The sequence below is a fragment of the Sutterella megalosphaeroides genome (assembly GCF_003609995.1).
Classification (GTDB): Bacteria; Pseudomonadota; Gammaproteobacteria; order Burkholderiales; family Burkholderiaceae_F; genus Sutterella; species Sutterella megalosphaeroides.
This window is the reverse complement of record NZ_AP018786.1, coordinates 1069860-1091469: the sequence shown is the minus strand read 5'-3', so window position 1 is coordinate 1091469 and position 21610 is coordinate 1069860. Positions and strand designations below refer to the sequence as shown.

Sequence of the window (21610 nt, the reverse complement as noted above, 5' to 3'; positions counted from 1 at the left end):
CGATCGTCCGGTCGACGAGCATCCCGAAAAGACGTGCGGGGCGCTTTTGCGTCGGGTCTGCGGTGTAGGATGGGCGGATTGCCCGTTTGCCTCATGAAGCCTTCCCCGTTTTTCCCCGCCATGACCGCCGACTTCACCGATTCCATCGACGACACCCCCTTCCTGCGCTCAAACCTTCCCGCCTTGAACCCCGATCCCGCTCGACCGATCGGTCTCGTTGTCGAAGGGGGCGGATGCCGCGGGATTTACGCGGCGGGTGTGCTCGACGTGCTCTACGAAGAGGAGCTTCCCGTCGGGGGTCTTGCGGGCGTATCCGCGGGCGCCATTCACGGGGCGTCGTTCGTCTCGGGGCAACCGGGCCGCAGCATTCGCTTTTACGAGCGCTTCTGTCGCGACGACCGCTTCTTTTCGGTGCGCCGCTGGCTGCGGACGGGAAACCTCATCGACCCCGACTTCTGCTACCGGGAGATTCCCGAAAAGCTCGATCCCTTTGACGGGGAAACCTTCCGGACGTCGCCCGTTCGTTTCGTTGCTGCGGCGAGCAACCTTGAAACGGGACGCTGCGAATACCTCCATATTCCGGATCTCACGGCCGAAATCGACGGTCTGCGCGCGTCCGCGTCGCTTCCCTACGTTTCGCCCGTCGTGGAATTTCGCGGGATGAAGCTTCTTGACGGCGGCTGCACGGACCGCGTCCCTTTGGCCGCGTTCGAAGCCATGGGCTTTGCCCGCAACATCGTGATCCTCACGCACCCGCGCGAACATCGCGTGCGGGACTTCGATGCCGCGGCGGCGCGCTTTGTCTATCGGCGCTACCCGAAGTTCGTGCGGGCGTTCGAAGAGAGCGGCCGCGTCTATGAGGCCGCTCAGGCGCTCGTTGAAAAGCGTTCGAAGGAGGGCCGCGCCTTTGTGATCCGTCCCGCCCGACCTATCGGCATTCCCCGCCTCACCCACAAGCCCGAAGAAATCCGCCGTGCGTACGAGCTCGGCCGCAGGGACGCGAAGGCAAGCCTTCCGGCGCTCCTCGCCTGGGTGTCGACCTTCGCTTGAGCGGAGCGGATCGAATCGAAACGAAACGAAAGGGATTCAGTTCGCCGCTCCGCGCTCTTCGTCGCGCTTTTTCTCCGCAGCCCGCCAGGCTTCGAAGCGTTCGGCGGTCGCGCGGATCCGCTCGTCGAGCGCTACGAGCGCTTCGCGCAGCTCGTTGATGTCGTCGGGATCGCCCTCGATGTCGGTTAAGAAATCGATTTCCTCTTCGAGGTTGTTGCGGCTTGCGGCAAAGCGTTCGAGCGACGTCGTGAAGTCCGACTCGGTGAGTGCTTCGAGCGGCGCCTCAAGCACCCGCACGTGAGGCTTTGCCGAGAACCCGTTCGAGCCGTCCGAGGCGTCCGATCCAGCCGTCCGAGGCGTCCGATCCAGCCGTTCCATGAGGACCGTCCTCAGGAAACGCGAGCGGCACTTCGGGCGAGAGAAAGGGAAGCCCCGTCTCGGGCCCGAACCCGGGCGGAAGCGAGGGAAACGCGGAAAGCGCCGCGGAGTGAAGGGAATCGGCGGATTCGACGGGGTCGGCGGATTCCGCGGGCAAGGACTCGGCGGTGGCCGGAGCCGCAGCCGAAACCACCGAAGATGCCGAAGAAGCCGAAGAAAGCGCCTCGGGCGACGCCAACGACACCGAGAGCCCGCGCGGCGCGCACTCGAAGCGCATCTCGACCGTACCGAGCACAAGCGGCCCCGAGTCGGCGGAGAGGGTGAGCGTTTCGCCCGTTTCGGGGTTGCGAAGGAGTACGCGGCCTTCGGGAAGTACGAGCTCAAAACGGGGCATGGCGGGGTCCTCGGAAAAAAACGGACGGCAGGAGCCGTCGGGCGGATTCGATAGAATAGTCGGGACTTCGGACCGCGTCGACTAAGAGCGGATTAAGCCCGAAGTCGTAGACTTTTCGGCGATCCTCATCACCCGAACATCAGCCAAGGATTTTCCCATGTTCACGTTCTTCACGATCGTTTTCGGCCTCATTTGGGCCGTTGCTTCGTTCATTCTTCTCTTCAAGGTCTGGGATTCGATCGGCCCGGCCGTCCTCTCGATCTCGAAGAGCCACGTCGTGCAGATGGCCGCCATGGCGATCGTCTGGCTCGTGATTTTCGGCATTCCCGCCTGGCTCTGGATGAAGATTTTCGGGTAAGGTATACGTCCGTCCCGGAAGCCTCGCATTGACGCGGGGTCGCAAGGAGCGTTGTCTTCGCGAAACGCGAAGCGGGCGCTCCTTTGTTTTTGTACGGCTTTCGACCGTTTTGCCGCTTGCTTCCCATGCCCGCCACCGCTCCCGCATCGCTTCTTTTTCGCATCCCGCTTCTCGTTTGCGGCATGGCCGCGGCCGCCTCGGGGATCGCCGCCGTGACGACGGCGGGACTCGGCACGACGCCGATCAGCACGCTTCCGCTTGCCGTGGCGGAAATCTTCGGGATGACGTTCGGAACGGGCACCTTCATCGTCAACGTCGGGTTCGTGCTCGGGCAGGTGCTCCTTCTGCAACGGCACTTTCCGCTCGCAAACCTCCTGCAAATTCCGGTCGTCCTCCTTTTTTCGGTCTTCATCGACGGCGCGATGGCGCTTTTCGGCCGGATTGCGTTGCCCGACGCTTACGCGGCGCACCTCGGGTTGAGCCTTTTCGGCAACTGCCTCATGGCCATCGGCATCGTCATGCAGATCCGCTCGAAAACGCTGGTGCAGCCGGGCGAAGGCATCGTGCTTGCGGCCTCCTTCGTCCTCAGGCGTCCGTTCGGAACGCTCAAGGTGGCGAACGACGTCTCGCTCGTCGCGGCCTCCGCTCTCCTTGCCTGGTCGACGCTCGGGCACACCGTCGCGATTCGCGAAGGAACGCTCGTCTCGGCCGTCCTCGTCGGGCTTCTTGTCAAAGCGATCGAACGGCTACTCGGTTCGGGCCGCAAGGCCGAGGAGGAAGGAAAGCCCGCTTTGGAGCGCGACTGAGCGCGAGCGAGTGCGAGCGAAGGATTCCCGCTCTCCTGCCAATTCCCTCCCGATTCCCTCAAAAGGAGGGCTTTCCCGAAAAGGAGCCTCTCTCCCCGCCTCGGGCGGCCTACAATGAAGGAATGACCCGCCGACCGAGCTCGCCCGAGAGCTTCGTCGCGCAGAAAGGACGAGCCTCGTGAGGTGTGAGGTTCGTCCTTTTCCATACGACACCACGCACATGAGGAGGCCCATCCATGCAGTTCTCTCATTCTTCGCCCGTGAAACTTGTCTTCGGTCCCGGCCGACTCGACGCGCTTGCTACGGAACCGCTTCCGGGCACGAAGGCGCTCCTTCTCACGTCGAACGGCACGGCGGTCGAACGGATCGGCGCGCTCGGGCGCGTGAAAACGATGCTCGAAGCGCGGGGCCTCCCGTACGTGCACGTGGCGGCCGTCGAACCCAATCCGCTCTCGACCACCGTCATGGCGGTTTCAAAAACCGTACGCGAAGAAAAGTGCGACTTCATCATCGCGCTCGGGGGCGGCTCCGTTATGGACGCCGCGAAGGCGATCGGCATCGTCGCGACGAACGACGGCGACATCTGGGACTACGTGCAGCAGGGCCGCGGCGGTCGTCGTCCGATCGAAAACGCCCCGATTCCGCTCGTCGCCATCACGACCACCGCGGGCACGGGCTCCGAAGTCGACGGCGGCGGCGTCATCACGAACCCCGTCACGCGCGAAAAGGTGGGCCTCGGAGGCCACGTCAACTGCTACCCGAAGCTCGCCATCGTCGACCCCGAACTCATGCGTTCGGTGCCGCCGCGCCTCACCGCCTACCAGGGCTTCGACGCGCTCTTTCACGCGATCGAGGGCTACGTCACGAAGCGCCCGAACTTCCTCTCCGACATGTACGCGCTTGAGAGCGTGCGCCACGTCGCCCGCGGTCTTGCGCGCGCCGTCAAGGACGGCGACGACCTCGAAGCGCGCGAACACATGGCCTTTGCGAACACGCTCTCGGGCTACGTGATGACCTGCTGCCGCTTGACGAGCCAACACTCGATGGAGCACGCTCTTTCCGCCTTCCATCCGGAGCTTCCCCACGGGGCGGGTCTCATCATGCTGTCGCTTGCCTACTTCGGGCACATGATCAAGACGGGCGCCCGGTCGGAGCGCTTCGTCGAACTCGCCCGCGCGCTCGGCCACCGCGACGCGGTACGTCCCGAAGACTTCCTGCGGGCGCTCCATGAACTGCAGGTCGCCTGCGGCGTTGCGGACCTCAAGATGAGCGACTGGGGCATCACGCGCGAAGAAATCCCCGCGCTCGCGGAAAACTGCCGCTCGGCGGGCGCCCTCCTCTTCGAACAGGACCCCGTGGCGCTCACGTTCGAAGACACGGTGGCGATTTACGAAGCAGCCTACCGGTAAGCATCCGAGGCGGGAAGCCCGAGCTCTCCTCGGGGAGTCGTCCGCTTCCCGCGCGTAAGACCGCCCGAACCCTCTGAAAACGAACCGCCCCGCTCGGGAAATTCCCGGGCGGGGCGGTTTCTTTTCGAGTTCGCGGCAGGGACCGGGAAGGAGACGGTCGGTCTCCCCGTCATCGGGCCTTCCGGCGCCTCACGCGCGCGTGCACCGCGCGCAAGGCGCTTTCGTCTCGGACGTCCCGGTCGTCACGAACGGACGGGCCGTCAGTCGTCGGCACGTTCCGTTTCGGGCTGCTCCCAAACGCGCACACGCGGCAGGTCCTTCGTCCACTTCTTGATGCGAACGAGCGACGAATTGGCGACGTTCCCGTTTGCGAGCTTCGACGACGGAATGTCGATCGTCAGCACGTTGTCGCAGCCGTGAACGTCGAGCGACCCTTCTTCGCCCGGCTCTTCCGGGTCGTACCAGGCGCCGTGACGCACGACGACCGTGTCGGGACGCACGCGTTCGGTGACGAGCACGCCCGCGAGCACCGCGCCGCGGCGGCTTTCGACTCGCACGACGTCACCCGTCTTGACGCCCAGCTTCTCGGCCGCGGCCGGATGGATCCAACAGGGTTCGCGGTCTTCGATGTCGGCGTAGTTGTGGCTTTCCGTGCTGTCCAGCTGCGAGTGGAGACGGTAGCGGCTCTTCGAGGTGAGAAGCGCGAAGGGATAGTCTTCGGCAAGCTTCCCGCCGAGCCATTCGGTCGGTTCCATCCAGGTGGGGTGCCCCGGGCAATCGTCGTAGCCGTAGGAGGCGACCTTTTCGGAGAAGATCTCGATCTTGCCGGAGGCGGTGCCGAGCGGGTTGACGATCGGGTTCTTGCGGAAGTCGCCCAGGTAGTTGTAGTGCTCGGAGTCGGCAAGGACCGGGAACCAGACCCAGCCCGCCTTCCAGAAGTCGTCGAACGCAGGCATTTCGTAGCCGTTTTGCGAGGCTTCGAGGCGCGCGGCGTTGTAGAACTTCTTGATCCAGCCCATTTCGTCGAGACCTTCCGTGTAGGCCTCTTCGAAGCCCATTTCGCGGGCAATGAGGCGGAAGATTTCGTAGTCGGACTTCGATTCGTACTGGGGCTTGATCGCCTGGTGCATCGCGACGTAGCCGAGGTTCGAGTAGGAACCGACGGCGGTGATGTCGTTGCGCTCAAGGCTCGTGCAGGCGGGAAGCACGATGTCGGCGTGGCGGGCCGAAGCGGTCCACATGCTGTCGCAAACGATCGTCGTTTCGGGCTTCTTCCAGGCCTTCAGAAGACCGTTCGTGTCTTCCTGCTGCGCGAAGGGGTTGCCGCCCGACCAGAAGACGAGACGAATGTCGGGGTAGGTGATCTTCGTGCCGTTGTGGTCGATCGTCTTCCCGGGATTGAGGAAGCACTCCGTGAAGCGCGCAAGCGGAATCGACACGAGCGACGTGCCTTCCCACTTGAGGCCCGTGGAGCCGCCCTTGGGGTTCGCGGAAATGCCGGGGAGAGCGGGCGCTTCCGAGGTCGCGGCGCCGCCGTTCGAGTAATGGTACGTGAAGCCGAAGCCGCCGCCCGGAAGACCGATCTGACCAAGCATGGCGGAAAGCACCACCATCGCCCAATGGACCTGTTCGCCGTGCTCGGCGCGCTGGATACCCCAGCCGCCCATGAGCATGGTGCGCTTCGCTTTCATTTCGCGAACGAGCGAGCGAGCGGATGACGTCCGCCTTCACGCCGCAGATCTTTTCCGCCCATTCGGGGGTCTTCGCCGTGCCGTCCTTTTCACCCAGGAGGTAGGGACGGAAGGCATCGTAGCCGACCGTGTACTTGCGGATGAATTCGCGGTCCGCGGCACCCGTCGTTTCGAGTTCGTACATCATCGCGAGCATCATCGCGACGTCGGTACCCGGACGCGGGGCGATCCAGCGGGCGTTTTCTCCCATGAATTCCGCCGTGTCGGGCTTCAGGGGATTGACGGCGACGACGGGGATCTTCGCGGCCTTCACGCGACGGAAGCCGTCGGCGTTTTCGTGCACGGTGGTCGCCCAGTCGATGTCATTCGTGATCGTGGGGTCCGCCCCCCAGAGGACGATGAGTTCGGTCTTGTCGGTGATGAGATTCCAGGAGGTGACCTGTTCGTAGACGCCGTTCGAGCCGATGACGTAGGGGAGAATCACCTGAGCGCAACCCGTCGAGTAGTCGCCGAGACCGCCCGTGAAGCCGCCGTTCAGGTTGAGAACGCGCTGAAGGAGGTTGCGGGCGTTGCCGACCGCACCCGGGCTCATCCAGCCGTAGGAGCCGCCGTAGATCGCGGTCGGGCCGTAGGTGTCGCGAACGCGCTTCAGTTCGTCGGCGACGAGCTTCGCGGCGGTTTCCCAGGAAACGCGCACGAAGGGTTCGGACCCGCGACCGCGGCCGCCCGCCTTGTAGCCCTTTTCGAGGTAGCTCTTGCGGACCATCGGATAGCGGATGCGGGCGCGGTTGTAGGGCTGCTGCGCCACGGCCTGAAGCTGAAGCGACGGAGCCAGGTCCTTTTCAAAGGGTTCGATCCGCTCGATGCGGCCGCCCTTGACGTGCACGCGCCCGATCCCCCAGTGGGAGGCATTCATGACGACGCCGTCGTTGAGGACGGACTTCCCGGGCTCGAACGTGCCCGAGAGTTCGAGTTCGGGGAAACCGGGAAGCGGAGCCCCGACCGTGACGCCGCCCTTCAGGGTGCGCACGTCCGCTTCAAGAGCGGGAGCGGCTTTGGCGGCCTTCTTCGGAGCGGCCAGCGCTTCGCCCGCGGGAATGAGACCGGCACCGGCAAGAGCGCCGGCGGCACGGAAAAGATTTCGACGATTCATAGACATGTGTGAGATTCCTTCGATCGATTCTTTGCGACGGACGGGCGCGCCTTACAGGGGCTTCGCGTTTTCCTGGAGCCATTTGAACATCAAGGCATTGTTGCCGCGACGCGTGTGACCCGTACGGCCCCCGCGCACCGGGAGCTGGCTCGCCCACTGGTTCGCCGTGAAGTGATCGGCCTTGGGCGCGCCGTGGCACGACGAGCACGCGTCGCCGTGACGTTCGGCCGCCTGCTTCCAGAGACCGTTGATGTCCTTCGTCAGGGACTTGGCGGGCACCCAGCCTTCGGCCGAGGACTTCTGCCAAACGTTCCCCTGCACGGTCTTTTCGCCGCTCTTGCCGTCGAGCTTCACGGCCTTTTCTTCGTCGAACGAGGCGTACTCGATGCGAAGACCGGCTTCCTTGAAGATCTGCGAGGGATACTCCTTAAGCGACCAGCCGCTGATGCGCACCTTCGCCATGTCGCCCTTCTTTTCGAGAACGGTCACGGGGGTGGCGACGTCGAGCGTGCCGAGGTAATCGGACCCCGGGGCGGCGTTCACTTCGAGCGGCGCCGCGCTGTACCAGACTTCGGCCGCCTGAGCCGACATAACGGGCAGAGAAAGACCGGCAACGAGCGCGCCGATCAGGATGGTTTTGGTCATTCGTAGACTCCTTTGAGAACCCGTCCTCGGACGGGAACGAAGGACGACGGGTGCATCCCGTCGAAGGCGAATCGTCGGCCGAGCGGCTCTTTCGTCGTGCATTCCGAAAGTCGAGCGACCGATCGATACGTCGGATCGGGGGCGTTCGCTTCGCGTTTTCCTTGCGTCGAACACCCGCACGGTGCGTGTTCCGACCGTGTTTCCTATGTAGCACGGCGCCCGTCTCCTGAGGAGGGGTGAAATGCGCGATCCGCCCGTCTTCGCCCGAAACGCTTGGAATACAAGCGCTTCCGTTATTCCATAAGCTAATAACGAAAACGGAACCGGTGACTTTTTCGGAACATCGGGGGTGTTTCTTTTGCAAGCCCCCGAAGGACGGGGCTTCGCGGAACGTTTCCAATAAAAACCTGCCGCCGCATGGAAGAAAGGACGGTCGGAGTCGGACCGTCCTTCGCCGTGTCAAGCGTGAAAACGCTCGATACGGCCCCTCAACCGTGCTCGTAATCCCTTACGGGCTTTGCCCAACTATCGCCCGATAGGTATACCCGAATGCGCGGGCTCGCCCCCTGGCGGGACCGAAAGCCTGTCCCGCATCGGGTGCACCCGTGACGCCGTGACGAAAAGGCAAGGCGTGCCCTCAAACGCTTTTCACACGTGCGGGCGCAACTCCGGAATCCGCACGACGGCGTCCGCGGCGTGCTCCAAGAGTTCGAGGTCGTTCGTGACAAGAAGCACGGCCTTGCCCGAGGCCGCGGCGCTTTTGAGAAGTCTCGCGATACGGAGCATGTTCGCGCCGTCAAGCCCGCTCGTCGGCTCGTCGAGAATGAGAACGTCGGGGTCGCGCGCAAGCGCACACGCGACGACCAGGCGCTGCTTTTCGCCGCCCGAGAGGCTCTGCGGGTGCCGCTCGGCGAGGTGTCCGAGCGAAAGCTCCTCGAGAAGTTCCGAGGCGCGCGCGGCGATCCGACGTTCGGTTTCTTCGGTATGTTCGGAGCCGAAAAAGCTCCGACGGTCGGGCGGGGTCACCGCAGCAACGACGCTTCGCACTTCGTCGAAGACCGTGCGCATCTGCAACTGGTGGTCGGCGTTCTGAAGCACGAGCCCGGTGCGCTCAAGAAGCTTTTCGCCCTCCACTTCCACTCCGCGCACGCGAATCGTGCCGCTTGCGCTCTCCAAGCCGCACAGCGCCCGCGCGACCGTCGTTTTGCCGCTCCCGTTGCGGCCGATCAGGGCCGTAACGGCTTCACCCGCCTTGAAGGAGAGGTTGTGTACGAGCGCGGGCTTCTCTTTGCGTGCCGAGGCCGAACCGTCGTCCGACGCCCCGCGGAGGCTCTTTCCCGCGCAGAGCCGTTCGACCTCCAGAAGCGGAACGGGATCGGCCGACGCATCGTACGCGGCGTTCCCTCGCGTGCGCCGGTCCGCCACACGCGCGGAGCGCAAGCCCCAGCGCTCGGGAAAGCCGGGCTCGTCCAACATCGCGAAGGGACCGCGCTCGACGATCCGCCCCGCATGAACGACGAGCACCTCGTCCGCCAAGTCCCGAAGCCAATAGAGTCGGTGGTCGACGACGAGAATCGCCGCGCCCGCGCGCTTCAATTCCCCGAGCAGTCGCCCGAAGGCGGCGGTCGCCTCGGGGTCGAGGTTCGCGGACGGTTCGTCAAGGATAAAGGCTTCGACCCCTTGAGCGAGCAGGGACGCCATCCCGACCGCCTGCTTCTCCCCTTCCGAAAGCGCTCCGATCGGCTGCTCAAGGAGGTCCGCAATCCCGAGGCGCAGCGCCGCGTCGCGCACGCGCCGTCGGATTTCCTCCGCGGGAACGCCCGCCCACGAAGGCGCGAACGCAAGTTCGTCTCCGACCGTGAGCGCGAAGAACTGCTCCTCGGGGTCCTGAAAGAGCGTCCCCGCGTCGCGCGCCACGGCGCTCGCCGGGCGCGTGAGGTTCGAAATCCCCGCAACGCGCACGTCGCCTTCGAGTTTCCCCTTCCAGTAGTGGGGCGCGAGGCCGTTTGCAAGCCGCAGCATCGTCGTTTTGCCGCAACCCGAGGGGCCCGTCAAAACTTTGAGTTCGCCCGGGCGAACCCGGAAGGAAACGTCGACGACCGACGGGGTCGGGCGGTAAGGATAGGTGTAGGTGACGCGGTCGAATTCGATCACTGCGGAGGTCCTTCAAAAACGGAGCGTGGTCGGATAAGGAGGAACGGGAAGCAAACGGGGCAAAGGTTCGTCGGAAGCTCGATTACGGGAACGCCCGCTCGTCGTCAAAGCCGAAGGTCGGCCACAAACAAACCGCCGAGGGAGCCCACGGCTTCAGCCGTTGGGAGGAATCGGCGCCTCGAGTAGATAAGTGACACAGAAGCATGTATAATGCCAAAATCTAATGCGAGGCCGCCATGCCATTTGAATACGAGCACAAAAAAGGGATCGTTTTCAAAAATCAGTTCCATGTGATCTTCTGTCCGAAGTACCGTCGTCCCGTCCTTGTGGACGGCGTGGACGTTCGCCTCAAGGAGATTTTTCTGCAAAAGGCTGCGGAACTGGAAGTGAAGATCGTATCGATGGAGGTTATGCCCGATCACGTGCATCTCTTCCTCAGCTTCGATCCTCGGCTCGGCATTCATCAAGTGGTGAAAGCCCTGAAGGCCGTTTCGTCACGGCTGCTTCGGGAAGAGTTCCCGTGGCTCAGGTCGCGCATCCCGTGCCTGTGGACGAGGAGCTACTTCACCTGCACAGTGGGGCACCTCGGCGAAGAGGCCGTCAAGCACTACATCGAACAGCAAAAGGGGGTCTGACGTGGCAAAAACCGATTCCTACGTCGTCACGCTCGAACTTGAGCTGACGCCCGAGCAAGAAAAGTACCTGCGTCGATGCGAGAACGTCGTTCGCGAGATCGAGAACGGTTGCAAGGGGCTTTGCCTGCGTCGCCTTAGAGGTCTGAGGTCCGATCCCCGCTGGCGCCATGCCGCCGCTCGGTTCGGCGAACTTCATGAGAAGAAGAAAAAGACGGCCGAGGAAAAGGCCGAACTTGAGCTCGTCCAGATCACCATAGGGAAACTGAAACGCAAATTCCATCTGACGGAGTATCAGCTTCACGAGGACGCGGCCGAGATGCGCTCGCACTTCGGCAAAACGATTTCCATCAACGAGGCTCAGAAAGCGGCAACGAGAGCGTTCCGGGCATTCGAACGTCTGCGCAAGGGCGAGGCGCATCGCCTGAACTACAAGCGCCGCGGGATGCCCGTTACGATTGAGAACAAGTCAAACTCGTTCGGCTTCCGTGAAAAAGACGGCAAGCTCCTCGGGCTGTACGGCTTCGCGGCCAAGTTCCGAATCGACCCGAAAGACCTCCTTGCTCAGGACACATTTAAGGATCGCACCAAGTACGTCCGCATCTACCGTCGTGAAATTCGAGGGCGCTGGCGTTGGTTCTGTCAGCTCGTGAAGGAAGGTACGCCTCGTCGCAAGCCGAAGACCGCCGTTGGTCAATCGACCCATCCCGTGGGTTGTGACCAGGGCCCGTCCAGCGTCGCCGCCGTTGTCGCAGCAACGCACGAAGCCTTAATCGCGCCCCTGCCGACCGGCGTCAACGAGAGAGAAGAAAAGCGGATTCGCCACGACCAGAAGGTTGCTGACCGTGCACTGCGTCTCAACAACCCGGACTGTTTCGATGAAAAAAACAATTGGATCAAGGGAAAGAAGGCGGTGAGGTCGAAGACATACGAGCGTCGGCAAGCCCGCGCCCGGAACCTTCGTCGCAAGCAGGTGGTACGCCGTACGCAGGAGGCGAACAAACTCTCCAAGTGCCTGATCGCGATGGGCGTGGATATTCGAACCGAGGACCATGGCTTCAAGAGTATGGCCGCGCGCTCGAAAGAGACGACCATAAACAAGAAGAACGGAAAGATCAACTCCAAAAAGCGCTTCGGCTCTTCGATCCTTCGTCATGCGCCCGCCGCCTTCAGGAGCACGACGGCGCAGAAGTTGGCGGCGGTGATCCTGCCGTCGGGCGAACGAGCCAAGCTCGGACTCGTGAGGACGGAAAAGCTCAAAGCATCGCAACTTGACCCCCTCACGGGAGAGTACCGGAAGAAGAAGTTGTCCGAACGCTGGACGGAAGTCGGGGGGCGGTTGGTGCAGCGAGATCTTCTTTCCGCCTTCATTCTGGCGCACACAACGGGTGAGAAATTGGATACGGTCGATCTGGAAGCATGCCGCCGGGATTGGAGCGCCTTTCTCGAGGCACACGATGCGGCGATAAAGGCCGCCGACAAGAAATCTCTCAAAGGAGTGATGTAAATACGTTCTTTCGAGGGGCAACTCTCGACGCCGCGGATTGACTTCGCCCGGCGTTAACAATGGGGACATCGCAAGGCATCGCAGGTCCTGCCGCAAGGCAGGGCCGGGCGAATACCAGGCCGGAAACGGATCAGGTGTCTCAAGACAAATGAGAGGTTCTCGTCAGTCCATTGGGGCAGACTCCGCACCCTTCGGGATGGGGATAAGGTCTCACCCTGCCGCAAGGCACGGGCTTGTTGGGAAGCGGGAACTTCGGATACTTTCGACTTCGGTCGAAAGAACCCCGCGACTTTAGTCGTCGGGAGTAGTCAGTTGAACATGAGGGCGTTGTTGCCGCGACGCGTGTGACCCGTACGCCCCCGCGCACCGGGAGCTGGCTCGCCCACTGGTTCGCCGTGAAGTGATCGGCCTTAGGCGCCCCGTGGCACGACGAGCACGCGTCGCCGTGACGTTCGGCCGCCTGCTTCTAGAGACCGTTGATGTCCTTCGTCAGGTACTTGGCGGGCACCCAGCCTTCGTCCGAGGACTTCTGCCAGACGTTCCCCTGCACGGTCTTTTCGCCGCTCTTGCCGTCGAGCTTCACGGCCTTTTCTTCGTCGAACGAGGCGTACTCGATGCGAAGACCGGCTTCCTTGAAGATCTGCGAGGGGTATTCCTTGAGCGACCAGCCGCTGATGCGCACCTTCGCCATGTCGCCCTTCTTTTCGAGAATGGTCACGGCGGCGTCGGGCCGTCCTTCGTGGAATCGCACGTGAAAACGCTCGATTTTTTGCCCCAAACGTGCGCGTAATCCCCTACGTGTTTTATACGACTATCGCGCGATAGGTTTACCCAAAGACAAGGCTTCCGGGTTGAAATCGGGACCGATTCCGGACCAATTTCGGACGGATGTCGGCATCGCCTCCGGGCGGGCGGTTGAGACGAAAAGGCAAGGATCGTTCTCCGCCGCCCTCTCACACGTGGGAGCGCAATTCCGGAATCCGCACGACGGCGTCCGCGGCGTGCTCCAAGAGTTCGAGGTCGTTCGTGACAAGAAGCACGGCCTTGCCCGAGGCCGCGGCGCTTTTGAGAAGTCTCGCGATACGGAGCATGTTCGCGCCGTCAAGCCCGCTCGTCGGCTCGTCGAGAATGAGAACGTCGGGGTCGCGCGCAAGCGCACACGCGACGACCAGGCGCTGCTTTTCGCCGCCCGAGAGGCTCTGCGGGTGCCGCTCGGCGAGGTGTCCGAGCGAAAGCTCCTCGAGAAGTTCCGAGGCGCGCGCGGCGATCCGACGTTCGGTTTCTTCGGTATGTTCGGAGCCGAAAAAGCTCCGACGGTCGGGCGGAGTGACGGCCGCGACGACGCTGCGCACTTCGTCGAAGACCGTGCGCATCTGCAACTGGTGGTCGGCGTTCTGAAGCACGAGGCCGGTGCGTTCGAGAAGCTTTTCGCCCTCCACCTCGACGCCTCTCACGCGGATCGTGCCGCTTGCGCTCTCCAGACCGCACAGCGCCCGCGCGACCGTCGTTTTTCCGCTCCCGTTTCGGCCGATCAGGGCCGTGACGGCCGCACCCGCCTTGAAGGAGAGGTTGTGTACGAGCGCAGGCTTTTCGCTGCGAGCCGACGCGTCGTCCGACGCCCCGCGGAGGCTCTTACCCGCGCAGAGCCGTTCGACCTCCAGAAGCGGAACGGGATCGGCCGACGCATCGTACGCGGCGTTTCCTCGCGTGCGCCGGTCCGCGACGCGCGCGGATCGTAGCCCCCAGCGCTCGGAAAAGCCGGGCTCGTCGAGCATCGCGAAGGGGCCGCGTTCGACGATCCTCCCCGCATGAACGACGAGCACCTCGTCCGCGAGGTCCCGCAGCCAATAGAGTCGGTGGTCGACGACGAGAATCGCGGCGCCCGCGCGCTTCAATTCCCCGAGCAGTCGCCCGAAGGCGGCGGTCGCCTCGGGGTCGAGGTTGGCGGAGGGTTCGTCAAGGATGAAGGCTTCAACCCCCTGAGCGAGCAGCGACGCCATCCCGACCGCCTGCTTTTCCCCTTCCGAAAGCGCTCCGATCGGCTGCTCAAGGAGATCCGCAATCCCGAGGCGCAACGCCGCGTCGCGCACGCGTCGTCGGATTTCCTCCGCGGGAACGCCCGCCCACGAAGGGGCGAACGCGAGTTCGTCTCCGACGGTGAGCGCGAAGAACTGCTCCTCGGGATCCTGAAAGAGCGTCCCCGCGTCGCGCGCCACGGCGCTCGCCGGGCGCGTGAGGTTCGAAATCCCCGCAACGCGCACGTCGCCTTCGAGCTTCCCCTTCCAGTAGTGAGGCGCGAGGCCGTTCGCAAGCCGCAGCATCGTCGTTTTGCCGCAACCCGAGGGGCCCGTCAAAACTTTGAGTTCGCCCGGGCGAACCCGGAAGGAAACGTCGAAGACCGACGGGGTCGGGCGGTAAGGATAGGTGTAGGTGACGCGGTCGAATTCGATCACTGCGAGGGTCCTTCAAAAGCGAAGCCTGGTCGGGTAAGAAGATGGGAGAAGCGATGGGGCGACGGTTTTTCGTCGGAACCTCGATTACGGGAAGGCCCGCTCGTCGTCGAAGCCGAAATTCGGCCACTCGATCTGAAGATAGAGGGCCGCGGCCGCAATGAGGAGCGCCGCGCCGAGAAGGACGAAGTCGCGCGTGCCGAAGCGCGCCGCATTGAGGCGCGTCATGCGCGAGGAGCTCCCGCCCGTAAGGCCCTTCAATTCGGCCGCAACGCCCAAGCTTTCGCTCGACTTGAGGGCTCGGAAAAGGAGCGGCGTGAAAAGAAGGCGCGCCGCGAGAATCGGGTGTCGGCACAGGAACCCCGCACCGAGCTTGCGCCCCTTGATGCGCAGCGCTTCGCGCACCTGCTTCACGTCGGAGGCGAAGGTCGGCAAAAACCGCACCATGACGACCGCAGGCAGATAGATGCAAAAGGGAAGCCGCAGGCCCTGCAAGGCGCCCACGAGGTCCTGGATTTTGGTCGAGGCCGCGAGCGCCGCAACGACATTCATCATCGTGAGGCCGCGCAGGAGCGGAATACCGAGGTTTCGGACCGAAAGCCCACCGAGATCGGGATTCACCCACTCGATGATTGCGGCAAAGCCCGTCGCGACCGCGATGATCGCGACCGCCCCGGCGTAGAGAAGCCCCATCATGCGAGCGCGGCGGGTCGAGGCGAGATAGAGAAACGTCGCAGCAAAGAGGGTCATCTGCGCAAGGAGCCCCGAAAACGCCACGGTCGCGATGGCGGTACCCGCCGTGAGCGTCATCTTCGTACGCGGGTCGAGCGTTTCGGGGAAATTGGCGGAGTGCTTCGTCGTCATCACTCACCTCCTCGAATGAGACCCGCGTGCCGCAATTCCGCGACGGAATTCTTCCCGCCCCAGAGCCCCAAGAGGCACCCGAGGTAGCTCACGCCCACGATCGGAATCACGACCTGCATGAGGCCCGGGCTCTCGCGCAAAAAGAGGTACGCCACGCCGAGCGAGAAGCTTTTCGAAACGAGGTCGTAGGCCGCAACCGCCGCAATGACCCCGCGCAGCCGCCCGAAACCGCCCGCGAGTTTCCCCGCGATTTCGCCCGCCGCGGCCCCGATGAAGGCGGCGGGGATAAGCGCGATGCTCCCGCCCAAAAGGAGAAGCGAAACGAGCATCGTGACGGCCGTGAAAAGAAGCAACGTGCCGCTTTTGGGAACTTTCGTCAGCAACACGACGAGGAGCGTCGTGAAAACGAGGTTCTTCAGAATCAACATGACGGGATTCATGCCGCCGCCCGCAAGGGCGATGAGGAGCGAAGAGATCTTGGCGGCCGCGGCGAAGACGCCGAGCACCACCAGTTCCTGCGCCGTCCATCGGGAGGTTTGGGACTGCATGGGGTTTCGGTCGGGAAGAGGTCGAGGGTTTGACGTGCAATGCGTTCCACCGAGCGGACTCGGTCGCATTGCGTCGCATCCTATCAGCTCAACAACCCCGCCCACCTTAAGAGCCGAAAAGCGCGGGCGTTCGCACCCGCGCGAGACTTTCGAAGGCTTCTGCTAGACTCGTTCCCGTTCACAGCATCCCGTCCGCAAGTCTCCGAAACTCCGCTTTCCGGGGACTCGGCCACCGCCAATGACCGCTTTACGTCGTTTTCTTCCGCTATTTCGTTCTTCCGTACTCGGAGCCGCCCTCGGCGCCGCGCTTTTGTCATCCGCTCCGCTTCGGGCCGACACGATCGTTGCGGCCGGTCGACTCGCCACGACCACGGGGCGTCCGCTCGTGGCGCGTAACGTCGACCTCGGCGGCACGAGCTCGACCACGGTGCGCCGCACGGGCGCGGCGCAGCACAAGTGGAGCGACACGGTCGACTACGTGAAGACGAAGGGGGACGTCGTCCTGACGCAGGTCCCCCACACGATCGGCTTCGCGCACGCGCGCACGGAGTCGCTGCTGCCCGACGGGACGCTTCTCATGCGGGAAAGCTACTTGAACGACGAAGGCGTGCTCGTTCTTTCGATGCCGCTTCCCTTGGAAGAGGCCCTGCACTTGACGGCCGAAGAGGCGGCACGCCCCTTGAACGGGCTCGTTAGGAGCCCCGACCCCGCTTACGAAAAGCGCAATCACGCAAGCGACCCCAATCGCCTCCCGTACGTCCTTCCGAGCGCGCTCGAAATCGAGCGGATGCGTCGCGCTTCGCCCGAATTCGTGTCGAGCAAGGGCATGAAGCCCCTCCCCGACCCCGAAAAGGACGCGCCCGAGGTGCTCGAAGCGTTCGAATCCTCGGGGATCATCTACGGGCTCATGCGCCTCATGACGGAACGCGGCTCGACCGCGCGCCGTGCGGTCGAAGAAGCGGTGCGCCTCGTGGAGCGCTTCGGCTGGGCGGGCGAAGCCGTGCAGTTAACGGTCGCGGACACCGAAGAGGTGTGGCTCGTGGCGGTCCTTCCCGGGCGCACGGCGGTGGCGCGCCGTCTCGCCGACGACGAAGCGGTGCTTGCCGCCGAAGTGCAGACGCTCGGCACGGTGGATTTGCTCGACGAAAAAAATACGATCGTCTCTCCTCTCACGCGCGAGCGCGCGCGGATGCTCCTTGCGAACATCCCCGAGGGCATTGCCCGCACCGTCACCTTCGAGTGGATCGACTATGCGGAACCCCCGACGCTTCAGGCGCGCCTGAGAAGTTACGCGCGCACCCGCACGTTCCTCGAACGTGTCGGAGGATTGTCGGAGGAGGCCGTGCGCGACGCGACGGGCATGGATTACCGACGCTTCGTCGCTCCGGGCGCGATTCGTCCGCAGGCAAAGATTTCGCCCGAGGCACTGCGCGCCCTCATGCGCTCGAGCGCCCCCGATCTGGAAAGCCCCTCGGGGATTGCCAACGCCGCCACGGCCCGCAGTTCCGTCTTCGACCCGCGCACGCCCGCGTGGACGACGCGCGAAGACGTTGCGTCCGCGCACCCCGCCGTGATTCCCTACGTGGCGACCCACCCCCTCGCCGTGCAGCTCCCCGTGAAGATGCTCGCGCGCTCGAACGAAACGGGGGCGGCCTCCGCGACGGGCGACAACACGCCTTTTGTTGAAACGGCCGTGCAGTCGACCTTCGACTTCAGCTTCCGCGATGCGCGCTCCTTCCGCCGTCACGCGGCGGTGCTCTACGCGTTCGACGCCGCGCACGGCGCCATCAAGCCCGCGGAAAACGCCGCCGCCCCGTGGCTTGCGCCCGAATTCGCCGCGCTTGAGAAGCTCCCCGACGGGCTTGCCGACGCGCGGTTCCTCGCCGACAAGGTTTCGCCCGCGAAGGGCGCACACCACCTTGCGGAATCGGACGCCATTGCGCGCGCCCGCGCTCAGGCGGTGCTGTTCGAACACTACCGCAAGCGGTCGACCCCGAACGTCACGATCCTTGCCGACACCCTGTCGTCCAAAGACCGTACGGTGCGCGTCAACGTTCTGAGTACGCCTGAGTTCGATGCGACGAAGCTCGTTCGGAAGTCGCTCGGGCTCGGTTCGGCCATTCCGCTTGCTTCGGGCGAACCCAATCACCGCCGCTCCGAAGCGACCGCCCTCAACCGCATCGACGTGAACGGCGACGGGCGCCTTGACGCCGTCGTCACCTTCCCGATCGCGGGCGCCCTTGAGGGGACGCTTCCCGGGCGCTACACGCCCCTTTACGTCACGGGCCGCACGACCGACAAGAAGCCCTTCATCGGGTTCGATTCGGTGTTCATAAAAAAACCGTAATCGCCGCCAACGCCGGTACGCCGGCCCGGGAACGCACGTCGGGCACGCTGTCTTTCGGCTTCAAACCGAAAGACGGCGTGCCCGCTTGTTTTGGAGGCGCCCCGGTATTCGCACGGCTCGGCTTGGGCGCAACCTCTTACTTTTTCGTCTTCGACTTCTCGGCATCCGGTTCGGAGGATTCTTCACCGACTTCCCGGGCGCTCGCTCGCACGATGCGCTCGATCCGCTCGAGTACGGCCGCGCGTTCCGTTTCCGACAAGACGTCCGTGCCGAAGAGATGATGGAAAAAGAGCCCGTCAAGCGCCAGGAGCGCCGTGAGTTCCGTCGAGCGCCGGTCGATTTTCGGATCGAGCGCGTCGTAGTACCCGCGGTACCACGTCCGCACGGGCTCGATGAAGCGGCGGTTTTCCCGCGAAGCACACACAAGCCCCACCAGAGGCGAACGCCCGCCGTCGAGCTTTTCCCCGTGAAAGCGCCGGTACCACTCGATGTAGAGGTCGACCTTCGGGCGCGCCGTCAGCTGCGGCGCTTCGCGCTCCAATTCGACCGCCACCTCCCGCAGGTGCGCGGCGTAGCGCTCCGCCAGAGCTTCGACGAGCTGGAGCCGCGACGGAAAGTGATAAAGAAAAGCTCCTTTGCTGATGCCCGCCCGTTTGATGACATGGTCGATCGAGAGCGCGTCGGTCCCTTCCTCCGCGATCACGGCCGAAGCTGCTTCGAGGATCCGTTCGCGCGTCGCCGCCCCCGCCGCGCGGGTGCGACGCGCGCGTGCGGGCGCCGGCTCCCCGTCGGGATCGGTCGGGACGTTCGCCGATTCGATCGCCTCATCCGTTTTCTCTTGCGCTTTTTCTTTCGTTGTCAACAAACGGGCGTCGAACACGTCGCCCGTCTTCGTGTTGTCATTCATGCCTCTCTCCCGGCGTTGCGTGTTTTCCCGCATGGCGGACGGTTTGATTTTGCAATACAGTCCGGACGGTACTAAGAAATAGTACACAAGAACGCCACCGCCGCCAAGCCGCGCTTTTCGACCGAGACCCCGATTGAGAAAGCGACCGGGCACCGAGGCGGGGCTTCGACCCCAAGGAGATGCAAAATGCAAAAACGCGAATTTCTGAAGAGCGGCCTCGCCGCGCTCGGCGGCCTGGGCTTTCTCGGCGCCGCTCGTGCGGGCGTGCCGGCCGTGACGAAGGCTTCCGACGTCCGTTGGGACGAGGAATGGGATACGGTGATCGTCGGTTCCGGCGTAGCCGCCACCTGCGCCGGGAACGAGGCGCTCGATCAGGGCCTCAAGAAAGTGATCATGGTTGAGAAGATGCCCGTCTTCGGCGGCAATTCCGCCATTACCGGGTTCTGGATCAACATCCCGCGCAGTCCCGAGCAGCTCGCTCACGGCGTTACGGACGATTCGCCCGAACTCTTTCTCAAAGACACGCTCAAGGCAGGCGAAGGCTTCAACGACCCGAAGCTCGCGCACGAACTCTGCTTCCGCGCGCTGGAGTCGCTCGAATACTTGAAGAAGCTCGGCTGCAAGTTCGCCCCGACCCCCTTCATTCAGGGCGGGCACAGCAAAGTGCGTTCGCTCGCTCCCGAAGTCTCGGCGGGCGTCTCGGTCATGATTCCGCTTCACCGTCACTTCATGGAAAAGGGCGGCGTGATGCGCAAGAACACGATCGTCGACGAAGTCGTGAAGGATGACTCGGGACGCGTCGTCGGCGTGGCCGTGCGTGAAAACTATGCGTTTGATATCGGCTCGCGCGACAACGATTTGACGAACACCACGGGCGTTCGCAAGTACTACAAGGCGAAAAAGGGCGTGATCTTCGCGGCGGGCGGCTTCGTGAACGACTGGCGCATGTGCTCGTTGATCGACCCGAAGATCACGAAGGAAACCGAAGGCACGAACCATCCGGGCGCGACTGCGGGGGCGCTCTTCACGCTGATGCGCGCGGGCGGCGTTCCCGTGCATCTCTCCTACATTCAATGGGGTCCCTGGTGCTCGCCCGACGACAAGGGTATCGGCATGGGCGCGGACGTCTGCGATTACCTCAAGCAGTACGGCGCCGCGTTCGACCCGAAAACGGGCCGCCGGTGCTTCAACGAGCTCGGCAACCGCACGGAACTCACGAACGACATCTTCGCTCTCAAGAACGAAGACGGCACGCAGCGCTTCGCGGTGTTGATTGCCGACAGTCAGTTCGTGCCGAAGGTCTCGATCGAACGCTACCTCACGAAGTCGCTCAACTCGGGAACGACCAAGAAATTCGACACGCTCGAAGCGCTCGCCGACTTCTACAAGATCCCGCTCGAGCCTCTGAAGGCCGAAATCGCCAAGTACAACGGCTGGATCAAGGAAGGCAAAGAATTCGACCCCGAATTCCACCGTCCCCTCACCCCGAACGAAGGCGTTCTCATGGGCAAAGGCCCCTGGTACGGCCACCGCTTGACGTCGAAACTCCACTACACGATGGGCGGCATCAAGATCAACGAAAAGACCCAGGTCATCGGGCAAAACTTCGAACCGATTCCGGGCCTCTACGCCGCGGGCGAAATCACGGGCGGCGTGCACGGCGTCACGCGTCTCGGCGGCAACTCCGTCTTGGACGGGATCGTCTTCGGGCGCATCGCGGGCCGCACGGTGGCCGAAGCCGAAGAAGCGAAGTAATCGGGAGGAATTCGTCATGATCAAGAACTTTGCCTTCATGTTGGCCGCCGCTCTCGTCGCGGCAGGCGCCTCCGGCATCGCGACGGCGCAAACCCAAAAGCACAAGCTCGAGTGCGCCGCCTGTCACGTCGACGGGGTCGGGAAACCCGTCCCGACCGCGCAGTGTCAGACCTGCCACGACCCGAAGTCGTTCGATCAGAACTACCACCTCAAGAACGGCAAGGCCAATCCGCACGTCTCGATCCATTACGCCCCCGAGACGGTCGACTGCGCGCTTTGCCACCGCGAGCACGGCCAGTCGCAGAACTACTGCGAAGCCTGTCATGCGGACGGGCTTGGGTTCAAGGTTCCCTAAGGTTCCGTAACGAACCCCGACGGACCGCTCGAATCCCGGCGAAGCTCGGGATTCGAGCCTAAACACCCCCCGACGCTTCGGCGTTCGGGGGTTTTTCTCACTCGGACCCGACGCCCTCGTTAGGTACAATGTCGTGGTTTTATTTGACAGCGACGCTCGGGTCGCTCCCTTCGACCGTCTCCCTCGGACGCGGTCCGCAACCCGCCG

The 21610-nt window shown here is 63.6% G+C and carries 19 protein-coding genes and 1 pseudogene; 9 read left to right on the top strand and 11 right to left on the bottom strand.

Annotated elements, in window-relative coordinates:
* The first annotated feature begins 93 nt into the window (after positions 1–93).
* A complete protein-coding gene (locus S6FBBBH3_RS04780) occupies positions 94–1050 on the top strand; it encodes a patatin-like phospholipase family protein (RefSeq protein ID WP_170143819.1) in 957 nt (318 codons plus the stop codon).
* Between the two features lie 36 nt (positions 1051–1086).
* On the opposite strand, the gene S6FBBBH3_RS04775 is transcribed toward S6FBBBH3_RS04780, so the two are convergent.
* On the bottom strand, positions 1087–1347 hold the full coding sequence (locus S6FBBBH3_RS04775) for a hypothetical protein (RefSeq protein WP_123957639.1): 261 nt from the start codon (positions 1345–1347) through the stop codon (positions 1087–1089).
* Positions 1334–1822 carry a hypothetical protein gene (locus tag S6FBBBH3_RS04770; protein ID WP_120176662.1) on the bottom strand — a complete coding sequence of 163 codons (489 nt, stop codon included), beginning with the start codon at positions 1820–1822 and terminating at the stop codon, positions 1334–1336. Before S6FBBBH3_RS04770 ends, S6FBBBH3_RS04775 begins: the two co-directional genes overlap by 14 nt.
* A gap of 157 nt (positions 1823–1979) precedes the next feature.
* Between S6FBBBH3_RS04770 and S6FBBBH3_RS04765 the strand changes: the two genes are divergently transcribed.
* From S6FBBBH3_RS04765 to S6FBBBH3_RS04755, 3 genes are all read left to right on the top strand, one after another.
* The gene (locus S6FBBBH3_RS04765) at positions 1980–2180 is read left to right on the top strand and encodes a hypothetical protein (protein ID WP_120176661.1); all 201 of its coding nucleotides are present in this window, start codon (positions 1980–1982) and stop codon (positions 2178–2180) included.
* A 125-nt stretch (positions 2181–2305) separates the two neighbouring features.
* Positions 2306–2986, top strand: coding sequence for a YczE/YyaS/YitT family protein (locus S6FBBBH3_RS04760; protein ID WP_123957638.1), 681 nt, complete (start codon positions 2306–2308; stop codon positions 2984–2986).
* 236 nt (positions 2987–3222) lie between these two features.
* Complete coding sequence (locus S6FBBBH3_RS04755; protein ID WP_120176659.1) at positions 3223–4395, top strand: iron-containing alcohol dehydrogenase; 1173 nt, start codon at positions 3223–3225, stop codon at positions 4393–4395.
* Positions 4396–4655: 260 nt separating this feature from the next.
* Here S6FBBBH3_RS04755 and S6FBBBH3_RS11320 read toward each other — a convergent pair whose 3' ends face one another.
* From S6FBBBH3_RS11320 to S6FBBBH3_RS04735, 4 genes and pseudogenes are all read right to left on the bottom strand, one after another.
* The gene (locus S6FBBBH3_RS11320; protein WP_269460465.1) at positions 4656–6062 is read right to left on the bottom strand and encodes a molybdopterin-dependent oxidoreductase; all 1407 of its coding nucleotides are present in this window, start codon (positions 6060–6062) and stop codon (positions 4656–4658) included.
* A gap of 250 nt (positions 6063–6312) precedes the next feature.
* Positions 6313–7002, bottom strand: a pseudogene (locus S6FBBBH3_RS11315) (molybdopterin-dependent oxidoreductase); the annotation flags it as partial.
* A 288-nt stretch (positions 7003–7290) separates the two neighbouring features.
* Positions 7291–7884 (bottom strand): hypothetical protein, encoded by a 594-nt coding sequence (locus S6FBBBH3_RS04740; RefSeq protein WP_120176656.1) that lies wholly within the window; start codon positions 7882–7884, stop codon positions 7291–7293.
* 648 nt (positions 7885–8532) lie between these two features.
* A complete protein-coding gene (locus S6FBBBH3_RS04735) occupies positions 8533–10038 on the bottom strand; it encodes an ABC transporter ATP-binding protein (RefSeq protein ID WP_120176655.1) in 1506 nt (501 codons plus the stop codon).
* 236 nt (positions 10039–10274) lie between these two features.
* On the opposite strand from S6FBBBH3_RS04735, the gene tnpA reads away from it, so the two are divergent.
* Positions 10275–10673 (top strand): IS200/IS605 family transposase, encoded by a 399-nt coding sequence (gene tnpA / locus S6FBBBH3_RS04730; protein ID WP_120176654.1) that lies wholly within the window; start codon positions 10275–10277, stop codon positions 10671–10673.
* A 1-nt stretch (position 10674) separates the two neighbouring features.
* Positions 10675–12177, top strand: a complete 1503-nt coding sequence (locus tag S6FBBBH3_RS04725; protein ID WP_120176653.1) for a hypothetical protein — start codon at positions 10675–10677, stop codon at positions 12175–12177.
* 466 nt (positions 12178–12643) lie between these two features.
* Here the strand turns inward: S6FBBBH3_RS04725 and S6FBBBH3_RS04720 are convergent, their stop codons facing one another.
* The 4 genes from S6FBBBH3_RS04720 to S6FBBBH3_RS04705 all read right to left on the bottom strand — a co-directional run bounded on the left by S6FBBBH3_RS04720 (position 12644) and on the right by S6FBBBH3_RS04705 (position 16039).
* Positions 12644–12895 carry a hypothetical protein gene (locus S6FBBBH3_RS04720; protein ID WP_123957637.1) on the bottom strand — a complete coding sequence of 84 codons (252 nt, stop codon included), beginning with the start codon at positions 12893–12895 and terminating at the stop codon, positions 12644–12646.
* A 235-nt stretch (positions 12896–13130) separates the two neighbouring features.
* On the bottom strand, positions 13131–14630 hold the full coding sequence (locus S6FBBBH3_RS04715; RefSeq protein WP_120176651.1) for an ABC transporter ATP-binding protein: 1500 nt from the start codon (positions 14628–14630) through the stop codon (positions 13131–13133).
* An 84-nt stretch (positions 14631–14714) separates the two neighbouring features.
* Positions 14715–15491 (bottom strand): energy-coupling factor transporter transmembrane component T family protein, encoded by a 777-nt coding sequence (locus S6FBBBH3_RS04710; RefSeq protein WP_120176650.1) that lies wholly within the window; start codon positions 15489–15491, stop codon positions 14715–14717.
* Positions 15491–16039: a hypothetical protein gene (locus S6FBBBH3_RS04705; protein ID WP_120176649.1), complete on the bottom strand. Its 549-nt coding sequence runs from the start codon at positions 16037–16039 to the stop codon at positions 15491–15493. Before S6FBBBH3_RS04705 ends, S6FBBBH3_RS04710 begins: the two co-directional genes overlap by 1 nt.
* A gap of 238 nt (positions 16040–16277) precedes the next feature.
* Between S6FBBBH3_RS04705 and S6FBBBH3_RS04700 the strand changes: the two genes are divergently transcribed.
* A complete protein-coding gene (locus tag S6FBBBH3_RS04700) occupies positions 16278–18386 on the top strand; it encodes a C69 family dipeptidase (RefSeq protein WP_120176648.1) in 2109 nt (702 codons plus the stop codon).
* Between the two features lie 136 nt (positions 18387–18522).
* Here the strand turns inward: S6FBBBH3_RS04700 and S6FBBBH3_RS04695 are convergent, their stop codons facing one another.
* The gene (locus S6FBBBH3_RS04695) at positions 18523–19293 is read right to left on the bottom strand and encodes a TetR/AcrR family transcriptional regulator (RefSeq protein ID WP_170143817.1); all 771 of its coding nucleotides are present in this window, start codon (positions 19291–19293) and stop codon (positions 18523–18525) included.
* 186 nt (positions 19294–19479) lie between these two features.
* On the opposite strand from S6FBBBH3_RS04695, the gene S6FBBBH3_RS04690 reads away from it, so the two are divergent.
* Positions 19480–21048: a flavocytochrome c gene (locus S6FBBBH3_RS04690; RefSeq protein ID WP_120176646.1), complete on the top strand. Its 1569-nt coding sequence runs from the start codon at positions 19480–19482 to the stop codon at positions 21046–21048.
* Between the two features lie 16 nt (positions 21049–21064).
* Entirely contained in the window at positions 21065–21403 is a 339-nt protein-coding gene (locus S6FBBBH3_RS04685) for a cytochrome c3 family protein (protein ID WP_120176645.1), read from the top strand.
* Positions 21404–21610: the final 207 nt, after the last annotated feature.